This window comes from Paenibacillus sp. P4_A9 (assembly GCF_056402415.1).
On the sequence record NZ_JBFUHL010000018.1, the window covers coordinates 1 to 16801 of the forward strand.

Sequence of the window (16801 nt, forward strand, 5' to 3'; positions counted from 1 at the left end):
GTACGGAGGGGATAAGCGCTGAAAGCATCTAAGCGCGAAGCCCCCCTCAAGATGAGATTTCCCAGTATGTAAGACCCCTTGTAGACGACGAGGTTGATAGGTTCGAGGTGGAAGTGCGGCAACGTATGCAGCTGACGAATACTAATCGGTCGAGGGCTTAACCATATATAGGGATCTTTGACGTAAGTCAAAGTCTCTCAGATATCTAAGTAATCTAACTTTACGTGAGTTTCGTATCTAGTCTTCAGGGAATAAATCCCTACTGTGGCGGTCGTGGCGAAGGGGTTAACGCACTGGTTTGTGGATCCAGCATTCGCGGGTTCAAGTCCCGTCGTCCGCCCTTTTTCTATTTCTAAGATTCCCAGTATACTTAAGCGGTCGTGGTGGAACGGCAGACACACCATCTTGAGGGGGTGGCGCTCACAAGGCGTGGGGGTTCAAATCCCCCCGACCGCATCCCAGTTTTACAAGCATGAAACCCTTGATGTATAAGGGTTTTTTCTGTTTTATAACAGATGGAAAGAATGCAGTAGTACAGCTTAATAAATCACCCTTGTTGACGAACTGTTGACGAAATAACTAAATGAGGATTGAACTTTTCTAATGGTTATGGCGATCTATGAACTTCTTCCACCAATGAGTCGGTGATGAATGGTGCAGGGGCTTACCAAATCCAATTTGAAATACATATTGATGTTCTTGCCCTTCCCAAAGTTCACCAGCTTTCAACTTATCAACCTTCCAGTTATGTTGAAAAGCCTTCATTTCTTCATAAACCATTCCGGCATCGTGATTGTTCGTTTAGATGCTTTACTTTTAAGAGCCTTACTTGAGCTTGACCACTGACAGTTAATGAGATGCTTTTGTTTATAGATATAGTAAAACAATTGCCACATAGTTGGTTCTTTATATAGTGCTTCGATTGCAAGCTGCGCTTCATTCTCATCGTAGTACTGCATTTCCATTTGAATCACTTTAGGCTTTTTAATACCTTCGATGGGGTGTTTCTTAAGCATCTGCCAGTCCATAGAACGGTTAAAGAGACTCTTGATCACGCGGTAAATGTATTCAATGGTTCCTTTAGAGAGCATGTCACTTTGTCCGTCCCTTCGAGCTCCTGGCTTGCTTAGATCATCAAGAAAAGTGACAATGTGTAGTGGCTAGGGTTGAAAATGATGAGCTCGTCTTGTGACCGTGAGGGAGTTAGATACCTTAGCGGTCTTTCTTTTTTAAGAGAAACCAGCGAGAAAACCTGCTATTATGAAGATAATAATGAGGACATAATGAGAGAAGTGAGGGGAAATAAATCCATGCTGGCAAACAAAGTATTTCAAAAATTAGGCTTACACATGAGCCCGGCAACTAAACATAACTTGTATAGTGATTTGGGTGCTGCCTGTTTACTTAGTCTCTTTAGTGTGGTCTTTAATCAGTTTTACATCGCACTTGCGATTAGGCAAGGGGCTACGAATCTGGAAGTAGGGATTCTGGCAGCAGCTCCGGCGATTGGTTTGCTGTTCTCGCCGATTTGGGCGGGGAGGGTTGAACAATCGAGTCCAAAGCCTTATATCATCATCCCGAATTTAATTGGAAGGGCTCTATTGTTGTTTCCAGCGTTCTTCGGTGCTCCCATCGTATATGTTGTGACTGCACTCGTCTTTTATTTATTAAATGGGGTACAGGCACCGGCTTATCCTGCGCTAGTTACACGTATGTACCCGCCTGAATTGCGTGGCAGACTAATGGGCTACGTTCGAGTTGCAATGGGAGCAATTATGATTCCTCTTGCTTATTTAGTCGGTTCATGGACGGATAAGTCGGGACCAAGTGGACCGCTGATTGCAGCGGCTATAACCGGCGTACTATCCATTCTTTGCTTTGCCCGGGTTAAGGAGATTGTTTTACCAACAAAGGTTAGAGCACAAAGATCTTCTTTTAAGGAACAGCTAAAGCTAGTTAAGGATCACCGTGAGCTGGTGGTGTTTTTTGCAGCAACGACACTAGCGGGTTTTGGCAATATATTGGCGAGTCCGCTATATCAGATCATCCAAGTCAGAGAGCTGCAATTGAATAATATCGAAATAGGGGTTGCACGTATTTCCTATTATGTCTGTTTATTAGTGGCGTTTTTCATTGTTGGTTGGGTGATCGATCGATTTTCTGCCAAGCAAACGCTTGTCTATGGTTTAGGGGCGTACACGATTATACCTTTACTTTACGGGTTTTTTGGAAATTACTCTGCTGTTATTATTGGTAGCTGCATTCAAGGGATTGGGGATGCTATCTGGGATATTGGTATTCTTGCTTATATATTTCGGGTCATACCTGGACGAGAGGCGGTCGTGTTTGGCCTGCATTTAATGCTGTTTGGTATTCGTGGCTCTATCGCTCCTTTAATAAGCACAGGTCTATCCAATTACATGCCGATTTCCGGCTTGTTAATTGCGGCTTCCATTTGCGGGTGTATTGGAACACTTGTTTTTTTGCTGCAAAAAGGAAACCGGGAAATGATGAAATCGGAAGCCTGATAAGTCCAAGCATGAACATGTTCTTCGAGGCAATTGTCGCGAGGGTAATATTGGTAATGAGAATTAGAGGCTTCTCATGAGTTCACTGAACTTATGGGCGGCCTCTTTTATCTTTGGGTTGGTAACGTGTAGATAAACACTCTTGGTGGTGTCATCATCCTTGTGACCGAGCCATTATTGTTTCTAAACGTCACCATGTGCAGCAAACAAAGACGTATGCGTATGACGGAGTGAATAGGTGTTCAGTTTGGATTGCAGCATGAATATAAGTCATAAGCTTTCCCGGCTGAATCCCCCCGACAACGGAAGTGAAAAGCACAGGAACATGAATAGAACCTCGGCCGATACGATCAATTAGCCGCCCCCGGTGCCGTTCCACGCTTTCAAATCTACAAGCTAATCAGTTTCCCCAACTCCGCCTTCAACTTCAAGCGCAACCCCTCTATAATTGAAAAATCCGTTGCCGTCGTATAAAACGCCTTAATCTGTGTATCAATTGCTTCGGCTGATGCCAAATGGGAGATGGCCTCTTTCATTTTTGCCGAATAACATTCTTTAATAGCGGTCAGCTCGACTGCATAGGCTTCATYGGTGCCTGGGACCATGGCGCGCACATACATATCCAGTACCTCATCGCCGCGTCTCACTGGGAAGTATTCATGTGGGGCGGTGCTGTCGAAGATGGCTGTGCTGAGCGTTGGGAAAATCAGCATATCAAGGCTGTTCGGATCAAAGCCGCAATGAAATACTTGAACTTCGATTCCGTTCTTTTCGGCGGAAGCGGCAAGCTTTTTCAGCAATGTGGATTTTCCGGATCCTGGTCTTCCTTTGATGAATATTCGCCGTTCCAATTGAGCTGTCAAGCTTGGAATGAAATCTATTGCGCCCTTCGGAGTCGCAGCTCCGAAAAACAAGTGACGCCCGGTGGTCGGAATACCATCTCCCTCCCCAGCAAATAATTCCTGAATCAATTCCTGCGCAACCTGGTCGGCCCTCACGAAATCCATACTCTCGATATAGTATTTTTCCCATTCGTCATGAATCCCCAATGCTGTCGCGAACGTTCCATATGCGATCGAATAAGCAGCTGCGAGATTCCTTCTAAGCTCTTCGATCGTTTCATAATTCTCCGGAGAAATCCGCGAGTTATCGAGTGCCTCTGAGAAGTCGATGAATACGCTTTCATTCCAGCCGTTCAGCGGGATGCCCTCTGAGGCTTGCTCATCGACGAATCCGATCTTCAATTCTGTTGCAATGAAGCCGTCTAGCTCGTCGGGACGGAGGGGAGAGTGGAAGCATTGCACGTCCTGACCATTTTCCAACAAAGTATCTGCCAAGCTGCGAATGACTGTCGATTTGCCCGTACCTCGAGGACCTGTTAGGATGAAGATCTTTTCCAGTCCTTGGAATGCGGAATGATACAAGAAATGGACGCCCTTCGCGGTGTTGCCGCGAGCAAAGTAGTGGGATGCTTTTTCGGTCAACTTGAAACACTCCTTTGTGCCTATCCTGTACTTCGTAAAAGATACAGGTTCCGTCTAATCATACGGAGATAAGCGTATATGGGATAACTGCCTATGTTTAAGCATATTCCGGTGCGTTCGCAGAGGTGTTTCCTGATGGAAGAAAGCATGAGTGGAATCTGACAATAACTCCAAATAAAAATGTTTGGAAATTAGCTGACACTGTGCAAAAACCTTGATATTACGCACTATTTTCCTCTATCGATAACTAAAGTTAATGACGATAATGCAGGCTACCGTCATGATGCTGATAACGGTCATAGGAGAAACTCGCGGTCTAAGAATATTTTAGTTCAGTTATCTCCGATAACCACAATGGTAATCGAGGTTGCTGGTATGAATAATCCACTAAATAAAATAACAAAAAAATGAGACGAACTGTTGACGAACTTGGTTAACAAGTATCAAAGAACAATCAAATGCAACATAATCGTGAGTAGAAAATCCGCATTAGATCAAGGTTTTTACTCACTATAACAGAGCTGAGCAAAGCCACTCCATCATCTTGAGGGGGTGGCGCTCACAAGGCGTGGGGGTTCAAATCCCCCCGACCGCATCCCAGTAAAGCTTTGCAGGTTTTATAAGGTTGAATTTAGATAGTGTGCATAACTGCACATGATTGCTATAACTTAGACCACTTACTTATCAGAACATTAATTCTGATTGGGGAGTGGTTTTTTTGTTGTTAAAGTTTGCAATCCAAGAGTTCAAAGATGATCGTAAGTACAAGAATTTATCACCAAGAACGATTGAAACTTATCTAATGACCTTGATCGAGTTTCAAACATTTTGTGGTAAAACCAAAATAAAGAAGCTCACTCCTGAAGCAGGAATGAGTTAAATATCGGTTGATCTTCTATCTGTATATGTTTATGTGCTTATTACAAACACCAACATTATACAATATTGAATTGACATAGTAGAAGCCAGATTTGAAAATTGCTTCCTTTGCTGAATAAGATAGTAGATGGACCAAATTACACTGAACACAAAAGTAACTATTCATAATCGACCTCCTTTGTCTGAATTATAGTCGATTTTGTAGGAGATCGTTAGATAATAAAAATATTTACTCAGTTATTTATCGGGATTATCTATTACAACCTTATACGCGGGTAATCAAAACAAGCCCCTGATCAGTATTTCCGCGTCCTTCTCCATGAGTGTAGCCACTAAATCTTGATCGGGAACTTGGGTATGGCTCGCGGGATCAAAATGTATCTCACGCGCTGCACGGGTGACATCAAAGCTGTGACTACACCCGTAGATGGTCTATATGGAAAAATTTTTGGACAGGATTCGACTCCAGAAGTGCTTGCACAAGTTCAATCTCAATCATGGAGGTAAAGAGGTATCACTCACTGTGATCATTGATAACTTTATGGAGTATGAACTTGAAAAAAAGACCACATATTGACGAACTTGGTCAACAAGTATCTTATTTCGATTAAATGTAGGGGTTCATTTTCTATTTATATACATACTGTGGTTGCAACCTATTTATAGGAGAAGTCAGCACATACACAAGCCATAGTCATTAAGAGGGAATATGAATGTATGAAAATCAACAGAAGCGGAGGGGGAACCTATTTTTGACTGGACAGAGATCATTTTAAAAAAGGCAGGACCAGCTCATCCCAAAATTTCAGTTATCGTAACTGTTTACAATACTGGGGAATTCCTCAGTAAGTGTTTGCAATCTATAATTAACCAAACAATATGGCGTGACATGGAGTTAGTTATTATCAATGATGGCTCAGCAGACCATTCCTCTGAAATTATTAAAGAGTTCGTGAAACAAGAACCTGAACGTATTAAAAGTATACATTTTGCTGAAAACCAAGGTGTAGGTAACTCTCGGAATGTAGGGATTGCTCAGTCTAGAGGTGACTATATCGGTTTCGTTGATTCGGATGATTGGATCGCTAACAATATGTTTGAGATGTTGTATTCTAAAGCTTTAGATGGGCATGACATGGTGATTTGTGATTATTTTAGCAGGTATGAAGAGGAAGATCTGACTATTCCAGAAAAGGGATATTCACAAGACATCTTTACGCAAAAACAGGCTATTCTTTACGCTCAAGTGGTCCCTTGGAATAAGCTCTACAAAAAGGAATTACTACAAAAAATTCAGTATTTGAATATTTGGTATGAGGATGTTGCATCAACTCCAATTTTGATCAGTCTAGCGAATGCACCAGCTTATTTGAATATTCCCTTATATTATTATAAAAGGGCCAGAGCAGGTTCTATCGCAAATAGCAGCGGACCCAAAGTGTTAGATATTTTACGAGCCTGGGACCGTTTAATCGAACATGCACACTCGGATTATAGGTTTAAAGAGGAAATTCTCTTTTTTGTAACCAAATGTATTGATTATTATATTGGATTTAAACCGGAGTATGCTGATCATTTCTGGGCATATGCAAGGATGCATCGAGAACTATTAAGCGGCGGAGAGTACAATCGCAAAGCAGTTGAAACGAAAGAAATTCGTGACTTATTTGGTTTATTTAACACTAGCACGCAAAAACATGCAACACAAAAACAGGCAACTCCCAAAAAACGATCCTTGAGAATCATACAAGTCATTTCACCAATCTGTACCCCTGTATCAGCTGTTGACACAGCAGGAACGGAGAAGATTGTTTACGAAATTACGCAGGAATTGGTAAAACGTGGACATAGGGTTGTTTTATATGCTCCTAAGGGAAGTAGAGTTTCAGCAAAGTTAGTACCCTACCCCAAATATTTCGAAGATCGACACTTACCCGCATTTATCCGTAAAACAAGACCTTCGAAAGTAGATTTGATTCATGATCACACTTTTACATCTATTGTCAGATTAAGAAAAATGGGAACTCCCGTGTTACCCACTCATCATTTACCTACCAATAAAGCATTCCATGATTCCGTTTATGTCAGTCACGCTGCTCGGGAAAATGTCAGCGCCAACGGTCAAGTCGTTCACAACGGAATTAACCCGGATGAATACGAGTATAGTGAAGAAAAAGATGACTATTTATTGTTTATCGGGAGGATACTCCCCGACAAGGGCGTCATTCATGCAATTGAAGTCGCTGAACGCAACCACCAAAAGCTCATTATAGCCGGGCCCATTAAAGATGAAGCATATTTCCAAAACATTTTACGTCCCCGTATTGATAATAATGAAAACATCCACTATATAGGTGCTGTTGCAGGCAAACAAAAGCAGGAGCTCCTTAAGAGAGCTCGATGTGTCCTCTTTCCGTCTATTTGGAAGGAGCCTTTTGGAATTGTTTTGATTGAGGCTATGATTTCAGGCACCCCGGTATTAGCCTTGAACAATGGTGCCGCTTTAGAGGTACTCGGAGGCTTTCCTCAGTTAGTTTGCAATAGCATAGATGAACTTGCGCACAAAGCTTTAAATGAGTCATTCCCGCCATCCCATGTCCTAAGAGAATATGTGCTTAACAAATTCACGACTTCTACAATGGTGGACCAATATATCACGTTGTATGAACAGAAAATTAATGAATTTATGAAAAGACGAGTAAAGTTAAAACTGCTAAGAAGAAGAAAATTAAAACTGCGAAGAGGAAAAAAATTAAAACTGCTAAGAAGAAAAAAATTAAAACTGCTAAGAAGAAAAAGGTACATCTTAAAGAAAAAGAAAACAACTAAAAGAAGTGTAACAAATCGAATAAGAAGAACTAAAAGAAGTGTAACCAAACGAGTAAGAAGACCTAAAAGAAGTGTAACAAAGCAAATAAGAAGAACTAAAAGAAGTGTAAGAAAGCAAAAGAGTGCATAATTTTTTCAGTTATAATCAGAGAAGTCCTGAGCAATCAGGGCTTTTTTCAACATGTATCGTGATATTGTCACTGTGGGGATTGGGGTGGTAAAATAATATGATATGTAATTGTTCAACACAGTAATTTGTAAGCGTTTGCAATAAGTGATGATTGCACAGTTCTGGATATAAATATCCGAGAGGATGAGAGCCGTATGGCGATAAGCCAATTAATGGATCAGCAAAAAAGGTACTATCACACAGGTGCTACGCGAGGACTCGATTTCCGTCTATCACAGCTCAAAAAGCTGAAGCAAGCGATTGTTGAACGGGAATCAGAGATTATCCAGGCGCTTCGCACCGACTTGAATAAGGGTGAGAAGGAAGCGTACGCGTTTGAAATAGGCATCGTCTATCAAGAAATAGCGCATGTCATGAAGCATCTGAAGCGTTGGATGAAGCCGAAGAAAGTGAAATCGCCGATGACGCATTCGGGGAGCCGCAGCTACATCATTCCTGAACCGCTGGGTGCGGCACTTATCATTGCACCTTGGAATTACCCGTTTATGCTGGCATTTGATCCGTTAGTAGGAGCGATTGCGGCTGGGAATACGGTTGTGTTGAAGCCTTCTGAGTTAGCGCCAGCGGTATCTGCAGTGATGACCGAGATATTACGTGCAACGTTCGAGCCGCAGTATATAGCTGTTGTGGAAGGTGGCGTGGAGGAAAGTCGTACGTTGCTGGAGCAGCCGTTTGACAAAATTTTTTTTACGGGCAGTGTAGCCGTCGGGAAAATTGTGATGGAGGCAGCATCGAAGCGGCTCACGCGAGTCACGCTAGAGCTCGGCGGAAAGAGCCCCTGCATCGTACATCATGACGCGCATTTAAAGCTGGCGGCGCAGCGGATCGCTTTCGGGAAGTTCTCTAATGCTGGACAGACCTGCGTTGCTCCAGACTATTTGCTTGTTCATCGGAGCGTGGAAGAAAAGCTGCTGTCCTATCTTCAAGAAGCGATTGCTTCCTTTTATGGCGACAAGCCGCTGCAAGACCCCGATTACGGCAAAATCATTTCTCGCCGTCATTACGAGCGGTTGCATCATTTTTTGAGTGACGGTAAGGTCGCTATCGGTGGGTTGGCTGACGATCAGACGCTGCAAATCGAACCGACGGTACTTGAACAGATTACATGGGATATGCCGGTCATGCAGGAGGAGATTTTTGGCCCTATTCTTCCTGTCCTGACCTATGACAGTCTGGATGAAGTGGTAGCTATGATCAATGCGCGACCGAAACCGTTGGCACTGTATGTATTTTCGGAGGATAAAAAGGTGCAGAATGCCATGCTCGAGCGAATTTCATTCGGCGGCGGTTGTGTCAATGATACGCTGATGCATTTTGGTTCAACGCATTTGCCTGTCGGTGGAGTCGGCGAGAGTGGAATGGGCAGCTATCATGGCGAGATGAGCTTTCAAATATTTTCACATATGAAAAGTATATTAAAGCAGACGACGAGGTTCGATATCCCTTTCCGATATCCGTCTAGCAAAATCGGCTTGAAAATCATTCGCATGCTGACTAAGCCTTAATTACGGCTCACTAGGAAGAGGTAAGTCTCATGTTATTCAAGGAAAAGAAAAAGGGGAGGAGTATTGATGATGGAGCCAAATGCGCCTCGATCTCGCTGGTCGGTCGTCACTGCTTACGCCATATTGGCGGCGGTGACTCAGCTGCTATGGGTAACATTTACGCCTATTACGACGGCGGCTTCTAGTGAGTGGAATGTTTCTGTCGATGCCGTAGGCTGGTTATCACTCGTATTCCCGCTAGTTTACGTACTGCTTTCCATTCCATTTGGCTTGTCTGCTGACCGTTGGTTTCGCGGATCGCTGCTCGTTGGTGCTGCATTGACTGCGGTTGGAGCGCTTATTCGCATACTACCAGGCTACGAATATGCGCTCATCGGACAGATTGTAATCTCCATAGGTCAGCCGCTTGTGCTCAATGCGGTGAATAAATTAGCCGTGCTCTATGTACGTCCAGAGCAACGAGCCAATGCGATTGCGGCAGGTACGGCCAGTTTGTTCGTCGGTATCCTTGTCTCCACCGTTTCCGTACCTTTTCTATTGGCGTGGCAGGGAATGTCGGCTGTCCTGTGGTCGCAAGGAGCCATTAGCGTAATTGCCGCCGTGGCGATGCTTGTGGCGCTAAGACGAGCGCCGGTCTTTGAGGTCGATGCGGCGGCGGCAACGAGCAGCGCGTTCGGGTTCATCGCGATTGCAACCCTATGGTCGCAGCGTTGGGTAAGACTGTTCAGCCTGCTATTGTTCGCAGGCTTCGGCATTTTCATTACGCTGGCGACATGGTTGGAAGTGCTAGCCAGCGCGATCGGCTACAGTGCCCAGCAAGTCGGCATTGGCATCGGCGTTATGACAGCGGCAGGTATTGTCGGCGCTGCGGTTGTGCCACGTTGGGCGCTACGCGGGCAGCGCGCGCGAGTGGTCGTTCTTTGTTCACTTGTGGCGAGCGTGTTACTTCTGCTCGGGCTTGCGGTTGGAATGCCGCAGTGGATGTTCATCAGCTTGCTGGCCGTGTGCGGTTTTCTTCTCCTCGCCGATTTGCCCGTGATGCTCTCGCTGGCTGAGGCCAAATCCGATCCGCAATCCGTCGGCGCCGTCACAGGCCTGCTGCTGCTGTTTGGCAACTTAGGGGGCATTGTACTTTCCTTGGTTGTTCAACTCTTGTTAAACAACCGAATTGTTGCGATAGGCGTGTTAGCCGCTGTCGCGATTCTCATTTTGCCAGCGGTTAAGTGGCTGCAGACGGCACCTGTGATGACCCAAAGTGAAAAGTTTAGAGCGTAATTTAGTTGCGATCAGCTAGAACGAAAGGGCAGGGATCTTTCCTTGCCTTGTTTTTTCTGTTTATACGAGTAAGTATGACCTGTAACTAAACTAAAAGGTATTGTGAATTTAATAGAGAAGTAGTATAAGTAGTATATATACTACATTTCAGGGGGCACATGACTATCATACATACAGATGTCGATTTTACTAATGCAATGTTGTTTGGAACTTACATAATGGTGTTGTTGGATGGGAAAATGATTGGCGGGGGTCTTGTCGAGGAATATGACGAAGCTGAGGTGAAGTTGGGTAGCGGTCGCTATTCACGAAGCAGCTCAACCTTTGTGCTAGCTCCGCCACCGCAATGTTCGATTTAAATAGGTGAGCGGTTTACTTCATCAGTGTTTACTGTTACTCGCTGAGGTCAGGGAATGATCTAAGTATTAATTTGTCGTATGTAACTTCCGAGTAAGTGTCAAACAGCCCTCAACTTGGTGATAAGATGGGGGCTGTTTGACGCTTACACTTCCAATTTGAGTGAAAAGTGCCGCCGGAACTAGTTGCACTTTTGCAAGCATATCAGATGGAGAAGTAACTTCGAAAAAAAGGATGCACTTTCGCATTTTACATGCTTCACAGCTGTATTAAATCGCGGTCGCTCCTCCTCGAAGTACTTCGATAGAAGTTTTTCTCATGAGAAATGTAAAAAGAGGGTTCCCGCCACATACATGGCTTTGGGACGCCCTCTTTTTACGTTGCCTTACTATTTGCTTGCGGCAACCGTCTCTATTTCTTTAACACTTTGATAAATGATGTTGAATAACTCTTCCAAGTTGCCTTCTTCGATGCAAGAGAATGCCACACGAAGATCAGTCGCACCTAGCGCGATTGTACCTACACCATGTTGATTCAACAAATGTACGCGTAATGTTTCAGCATCGACGGTTTTGAGCTTCAAGCACATGAAATAGCCGGAGTTGAAAGGGTAGTAGCCCCATGCATCATCGAACTTTCCGCTGTCCAAAATAGACTTCGTACGATTCGCGCGGCCTTTCATAATTTCGTATTTCTCTTGCTTCTGTACATTGAATTCGGGTGAGTTCAGTGCATGAAGCACGAAGGTTTGGGATGGATGAGGTCCGCTGGAAATTGTCGCACGGATGATCCCCATTGTTTTTTGTTCAAGTGCACTAAGAAGTGCGTCGCTTTGACCAGCATACGTAATGAAGCCTACACGGAAGCCCCAAACGTACTCCTCTTTGGTTGCTCCGTCGATTTTGACAGCAAGCACACGAGGGTGAAGGTCAGCCAATTGACCGAACAAGGATTCATGCAATGAATTTTCAAAGAAAAGACCGAAGTACGCATCGTCGGTCAGGACAACGACGTTAATTCCTGCCTCTGCAGCTTCTTGGATCGCGGCTGTAATGGCATTGCCGTCTTCGACATCAGGCGTATAGCCCGTTGGATTGTTCGGGAAGTTCAGAACGACGATCGCTTTGCCTTTGGACTTTTGAGCAAGAAGCGCTTCACGCAATCCTGCGGAATTAAATCGTTCTTGTTCGTTATAAAGCGGGTAATTCACGATTTGAGCGCCGCGGCGAATCTCGAACGTGAGCTCATAATTTTCCCAGTTTTTATCAGGAATAATAACAGCGTCACCTACATCTGCAAAAAGATCGGCAGCGATACTCAGACCATGTGTCAGAGCATTCGTTACAATCGGGTTGCCGATGAGTTTGCTGCCAATGCCCGGGTTTTCTTCGAGCATTTTTTTGCGCCAAGCCGTACGAAGCTCAGGCTTACCAGCAGGTGGAGCATATTCATATATATCTTTAGGATTGTAGGTGGAGAGTGTATCTTGAATGACCTTCAGATGCATTGGTTGACCATTTTCGATTGCAATACCGATAGTAGCATTGAATTTCTTGGCTTTGGCCTTCGCTTCAGCCGATTGGCTGAGAATGCCTTCTTTCGGGAAGTAAATCGATTTACCTAATGCGGAAAGCATGTCATGTACGTGAGAATTTTCACGTTGCAGGGTCTCGTTTAACTGACTTGCCAAAGGATTCATAAGAGTGGGTCATTCCTTCCAATGAGCGTTTCATTTTTTCCCAGTTATTATATCACTTTCGCACCTATACGTCACTGCGCTAAATAAATTTTCTATATAACGGGTACATAATGAAGCAAGTGTCATGGATGAACATTTAATTGATCAAAAAACCTTCCAGTCGTTGTTTCACCTGCGGCCATTCCTTATCAAGGATACTGTACATGACCGTATCTCGAACATAGCCATCATAAAGCACGCGATGTTGACGCAGAATGCCCTCTTTTTGCGCTCCTAAACGGGCAATAGCGGCTTGTGAGCGTTCATTGCGAAGGTCGGTTTTGATTTGAACACGGAGCAGGTTCAGGGACTCAAAGCAGTATCGGAGCAACATATACTTACATTCTGTATTTACGCGGGTGCGCCAAACGCTAGGATTGTACCAGGTGTGCCCAATCTCCAAATTCCGATGAGGAACAGAGATATCGAAAAGTCGCGTACTGCCGACAATCGTATCGGTAAGCTTATCATAAATGCTGAAGGGGATGCCTTGTCCTGCTTCCTGCTCATTGAGCGCTTGGTATACAAATTTATGGACCTCACCAGAGCTAAGCAAGGGTGTCATGATGTTAGACCAAATGTTAGGGTCGTTCGCAGCCTCGGTCAGGCCAGAAATATGTGATTCGTGCAGGGGAAGCAGGGTGATGCGTGTTCCTTCTAAGGTTGGCGGCAGTAGATTCATTTGTACGTCTTCTCCTTACATGTGAAAGTTTTTAATGTGATTTTAGATAGCATACTGTAAAATTGGATTCATAAAAAGAACCAATTTCGATCAATTTTTATATACCATTATAAAAGAGAAAGAAGGGGGATTATGGCTTTTTATTTGCCGTATCAAGTGTACCTTACACAACACCCTAGTAAATATGCTGCTTTGTATCATGCGCTTCGCGATGAAATGGTGGGGAATAAGCTAAAGTTCAATACCAGGCTACCCTCAAGTCGGGAATTAGCCGATATGCTTGGCATTTCCAGAGGGACGGTTAATCAGGTGTACGATATGCTGATCGCAGAGGGATATTTGCAAGCGGATGTCGGCAGGGGCACTTTCGTTGTTTATGCGGATGGTCTGCTAATGTCTAAGTCGCATACGGGAAAGAATATTGAATTGTCAGCTTGGGGCATGCGGGTGAGTGAGGGGGAGCGAGGGCGTTCGAGTAAAGGAGAAAAGCGGGACGGCGAGCACGGGAGTGCTGGGGCCAGGGAACAGGGAAGAGAGCGTGAAGGCGAAGGTGGAATTGCTGGAGCTAAGGAGCGGGGGAAAGAGCGGGAACGTGTAAGTGTTGCTGGAGCTAAGGAGTGGGAAGAGCGGGAACATGTAGGTAAAGCTGCTGGAGTGGAGATTGCGTTTGTTGTGGCGCGACCGCAGATGGATCAGTTCCCGCGAGAGCAGTGGAACCGCGGGATGTACGAGCAGGTGCGGCGGATGACGGAGTCGCCGCAAGAGGACGCTCACATCGCCGAGGGGCACTACGCACTTCGCGAAGCGATTGCGGTGCATCTGAGGCGGATGCGAGGCATCGATGCGCCTCCGGAGCGCATCGTGATCGTCAATGGGTCGATGCAGGCGATCGCCCTGCTGACCCAACTGCTTGTAAACCCAAGCGATCCCGTGATGCTGGAGCGCCCCGGGTATCAAGGCGCCAGCCGCGCTGTGCTGGCTGCTGGGGGCGTGCCCGTCCACGCGGCGGTGGACGGGCAAGGGCTCATCCCGCAGCCGTGGAACGCGCGGCTGCTGTTCGTGACGCCCAGCCGCCAATTCCCTACGGGGGCGGTGCTGGGCCTGGAGCGCCGCCAGCAGCTGCTGCGCTGGGCGGCGGAGCAAGGCGCTGTCATCGTAGAAGACGATTATGACAGCGAGTTCAGGCACCGCGGGCGGCCGATAGAGCCGCTCAAGGTGCTGGACCAAGAGGGCCGAGTGGTATACATCGGCACCTTTTCCAAAACGATGCTGCAGGACCTGCGCATCGGCTATGTCGTGCTGCCAGAGGCGCTGCACGACGCTTTTGTAGCCGCGAAGCGGCTATACGAGCCGCACCCAACGGGGCTGCTCGAACAGCGCTCGCTCGCCGCCTTCATGGCGAGCGGCGGCTACGAGCGACACCTGCGCCGCATGCGGCGGGTGTACGCGAGCAAGTTCTTGCTCCTGCAGGCGCTGCTGCAGGAGCAGCTGTCCACCCTCTTCGAGTGGGTGGACAGCGACAGCGGGCTGCATCTGTTCGGTTGGTGGCGCGGAGACCTGGGCACCTACACCGATTACGCAGCCGCATGCAGAGCTTCCGGCGTTACCTGGACAGACGCCGGCAACTATGCGCTCCCAGACGGCAGAGCAGGCGCCTGCTTCGGATTTGCCCATTTGACGGAGGCAGAGATCAGACGAGGCGTCAGCCTACTCCGTTCGATTTATGAAGGCCTTTCCTAACTTTTTTCACTTGCCATAAAAAGTCTCTATCAGTGCGCAAAAGAAGTCTTTTGGCTGATAACTTTGATTGCTATTGTATGTATGTTATTATCTAACATGTGGTCAATTAAACTAATAATCGTAGGAGTGATCCTTGTATGGCTGGATTAAATGGCGGAGGCACCAGTGTGATCGTACGTCTGGAAATACATAAAGAACTCGTAACCTTCGGAAAAATTGCTACCGCGATTGGTGACGCAGGCGGCGATATTGTGGCGATTGACGTCACACGTGCCAGCAAAACAACGACAACACGCGATATAACGGTCAAAGTAAGTGATCCCGAGCATACAGAAACAATTACGAAGGCACTTAAAGGTATTCCTGGTGTCCGTATCATTAACGTGTCAGATCAGACCTTCCTGCTTCATTTGGGTGGTAAAATTGAAGTCACTCCCAAAGTACCTATTAAAAATCGGGATGATTTGTCCCGCGTATATACGCCTGGTGTAGCTAGGGTTTGTATGGCAATTCATGAAGACCCGAGCAAGGCACATTCATTGACGATAAAAAGGAATACCGTTGCTGTCGTTTCAGATGGCACGGCCGTTCTTGGACTTGGTAATATTGGACCAGAAGCGGCAATGCCCGTTATGGAAGGGAAAGCGATGCTCTTTAAACAAATGGCAGGCGTAGATGCCTTTCCTATTTGCTTGAACACGCAGGATACGGAAGAGATTATTCGTACGGTGAAGGCGATTGCACCCGGATTTGGCGGTATTAATTTGGAGGATATTTCCTCGCCGCGTTGTTTTGAAATCGAAGAGCGCCTTATTGAGGAGCTTGATATTCCTGTTTTCCATGATGATCAGCACGGAACTGCCGTTGTCATTCTTGCTGGACTGCTGAATGCAGTTAAGTTGGTAGGTAAGCAGTTGGAATCGTGTAAGGTTGTTATCACAGGTATTGGGGCAGCAGGTATTGCGTGTACCAAAATGCTGATCTCAGCTGGTGTTACCAATGTCATTGGTGTGGATCGTCAAGGAGCTATCGTTCGCGGAGATGAATTCACGAATAAGGCTTGGGAGTGGTACGCTGCAAATACAAATCCAGGGCTAGAACGGGGTACATTATCGGATGTCATCTCTGGTGCGGATATTTTCATCGGACTTTCAGGACCAGGTGTGCTTAAGCAAGATGATGTGAAGCGTATGGCAGCAGACCCGATTGTGTTCGCAATGGCGAATCCAACGCCGGAAATCACACCAGAGGAAGCGGAGCCATATGTACGCGTTATGGCTACTGGGCGCTCGGATTATCCGAATCAAATTAATAACGTACTTTGTTTCCCGGGTATTTTCCGCGGCGTGTTGGACTGCCGGGCTTCCAAGATCACGCAAGAGATGAAGCTTGCAGCAGCCAAAGCAATTGCAGCGGTTGTGAATGAGGATGAGCTGAACGAATATTACATCATTCCAAGTGTATTCAATCATGCGGTTGTGGAAAAAGTTAGAGAAGCCGTCATGGAAGCAGCCTATGAATCAGGCGTCGCTCGTCGTCGCAGACAAAGTGAGGCAAAAGAAGCACATCACGATTAATTGAAAAAAGCAGTTCG

The 16801-nt window shown here is 45.8% G+C and carries 11 protein-coding genes, 2 tRNA genes and 1 rRNA gene; 10 read left to right on the top strand and 4 right to left on the bottom strand.

Annotated features, from left to right (window positions below):
• From AC1DVJ_RS14235 to AC1DVJ_RS14245, 3 genes are all read left to right on the top strand, one after another.
• Positions 1-165, top strand: a 23S ribosomal RNA gene (locus AC1DVJ_RS14235); the annotation flags it as partial.
• Between the two features lie 102 nt (positions 166-267).
• Positions 268-340: transfer RNA gene (locus AC1DVJ_RS14240), tRNA-His, on the top strand.
• A 34-nt stretch (positions 341-374) separates the two neighbouring features.
• Positions 375-456 (top strand) — tRNA-Leu (locus tag AC1DVJ_RS14245).
• A gap of 305 nt (positions 457-761) precedes the next feature.
• On the opposite strand, the gene AC1DVJ_RS14250 is transcribed toward AC1DVJ_RS14245, so the two are convergent.
• Positions 762-1055: a hypothetical protein gene (locus AC1DVJ_RS14250; protein ID WP_477591705.1), complete on the bottom strand. Its 294-nt coding sequence runs from the start codon at positions 1053-1055 to the stop codon at positions 762-764.
• Positions 1056-1310: 255 nt separating this feature from the next.
• Here AC1DVJ_RS14250 and AC1DVJ_RS14255 point away from each other — a divergent pair, with 255 nt between their 5' ends.
• On the top strand, positions 1311-2528 hold the full coding sequence (locus AC1DVJ_RS14255; RefSeq protein WP_477591707.1) for an MFS transporter: 1218 nt from the start codon (positions 1311-1313) through the stop codon (positions 2526-2528).
• A 389-nt stretch (positions 2529-2917) separates the two neighbouring features.
• On the opposite strand, the gene AC1DVJ_RS14260 is transcribed toward AC1DVJ_RS14255, so the two are convergent.
• Positions 2918-4012, bottom strand: coding sequence for a PRK06851 family protein (locus AC1DVJ_RS14260; RefSeq protein ID WP_477591709.1), 1095 nt, complete (start codon positions 4010-4012; stop codon positions 2918-2920).
• 1681 nt (positions 4013-5693) lie between these two features.
• Between AC1DVJ_RS14260 and AC1DVJ_RS14265 the strand changes: the two genes are divergently transcribed.
• From AC1DVJ_RS14265 to AC1DVJ_RS14280, 4 genes are all read left to right on the top strand, one after another.
• On the top strand, positions 5694-7850 hold the full coding sequence (locus tag AC1DVJ_RS14265) for a glycosyltransferase (RefSeq protein ID WP_477591841.1): 2157 nt from the start codon (positions 5694-5696) through the stop codon (positions 7848-7850).
• A gap of 194 nt (positions 7851-8044) precedes the next feature.
• Positions 8045-9415, top strand: coding sequence for an aldehyde dehydrogenase (locus AC1DVJ_RS14270; protein ID WP_477591711.1), 1371 nt, complete (start codon positions 8045-8047; stop codon positions 9413-9415).
• Positions 9416-9481: 66 nt separating this feature from the next.
• Positions 9482-10690, top strand: coding sequence for an MFS transporter (locus AC1DVJ_RS14275; RefSeq protein WP_477591713.1), 1209 nt, complete (start codon positions 9482-9484; stop codon positions 10688-10690).
• A gap of 158 nt (positions 10691-10848) precedes the next feature.
• A complete protein-coding gene (locus AC1DVJ_RS14280; RefSeq protein ID WP_477591715.1) occupies positions 10849-11049 on the top strand; it encodes a hypothetical protein in 201 nt (66 codons plus the stop codon).
• A 386-nt stretch (positions 11050-11435) separates the two neighbouring features.
• On the opposite strand, the gene AC1DVJ_RS14285 is transcribed toward AC1DVJ_RS14280, so the two are convergent.
• Together AC1DVJ_RS14285 and AC1DVJ_RS14290 are read right to left on the bottom strand one after the other, a co-directional pair.
• Positions 11436-12746: an aminotransferase class I/II-fold pyridoxal phosphate-dependent enzyme gene (locus AC1DVJ_RS14285; RefSeq protein WP_477591717.1), complete on the bottom strand. Its 1311-nt coding sequence runs from the start codon at positions 12744-12746 to the stop codon at positions 11436-11438.
• Positions 12747-12882: 136 nt separating this feature from the next.
• Positions 12883-13467: a GNAT family N-acetyltransferase gene (locus AC1DVJ_RS14290; RefSeq protein WP_477591718.1), complete on the bottom strand. Its 585-nt coding sequence runs from the start codon at positions 13465-13467 to the stop codon at positions 12883-12885.
• Positions 13468-13599: 132 nt separating this feature from the next.
• Between AC1DVJ_RS14290 and AC1DVJ_RS14295 the strand changes: the two genes are divergently transcribed.
• Together AC1DVJ_RS14295 and AC1DVJ_RS14300 are read left to right on the top strand one after the other, a co-directional pair.
• Positions 13600-15207, top strand: coding sequence for an aminotransferase-like domain-containing protein (locus tag AC1DVJ_RS14295; protein WP_477591720.1), 1608 nt, complete (start codon positions 13600-13602; stop codon positions 15205-15207).
• A 137-nt stretch (positions 15208-15344) separates the two neighbouring features.
• Positions 15345-16784 (top strand): NAD-dependent malic enzyme, encoded by a 1440-nt coding sequence (locus tag AC1DVJ_RS14300; protein ID WP_477591722.1) that lies wholly within the window; start codon positions 15345-15347, stop codon positions 16782-16784.
• The last annotated feature ends 17 nt before the right edge of the window (positions 16785-16801 follow it).

Excerpts from the sequence above, each read along its gene's own strand:
- AC1DVJ_RS14255 (WP_477591707.1), top strand. The coding sequence starts at position 1,311 with ATGCTGGCAAACAAAGTATTTCAAAAATTAGGCTTACACATGAGCCCG.
- AC1DVJ_RS14270 (WP_477591711.1), top strand. The coding sequence starts at position 8,045 with ATGGCGATAAGCCAATTAATGGATCAGCAAAAAAGGTACTATCACACA.
- AC1DVJ_RS14275 (WP_477591713.1), top strand. The coding sequence starts at position 9,482 with ATGATGGAGCCAAATGCGCCTCGATCTCGCTGGTCGGTCGTCACTGCT.
- AC1DVJ_RS14280 (WP_477591715.1), top strand. The coding sequence starts at position 10,849 with ATGACTATCATACATACAGATGTCGATTTTACTAATGCAATGTTGTTT.
- AC1DVJ_RS14285 (WP_477591717.1), bottom strand. The coding sequence starts at position 12,746 with ATGAATCCTTTGGCAAGTCAGTTAAACGAGACCCTGCAACGTGAAAAT.
- AC1DVJ_RS14290 (WP_477591718.1), bottom strand. The coding sequence starts at position 13,467 with ATGAATCTACTGCCGCCAACCTTAGAAGGAACACGCATCACCCTGCTT.
- AC1DVJ_RS14295 (WP_477591720.1), top strand. The coding sequence starts at position 13,600 with ATGGCTTTTTATTTGCCGTATCAAGTGTACCTTACACAACACCCTAGT.
- AC1DVJ_RS14300 (WP_477591722.1), top strand. The coding sequence starts at position 15,345 with ATGGCTGGATTAAATGGCGGAGGCACCAGTGTGATCGTACGTCTGGAA.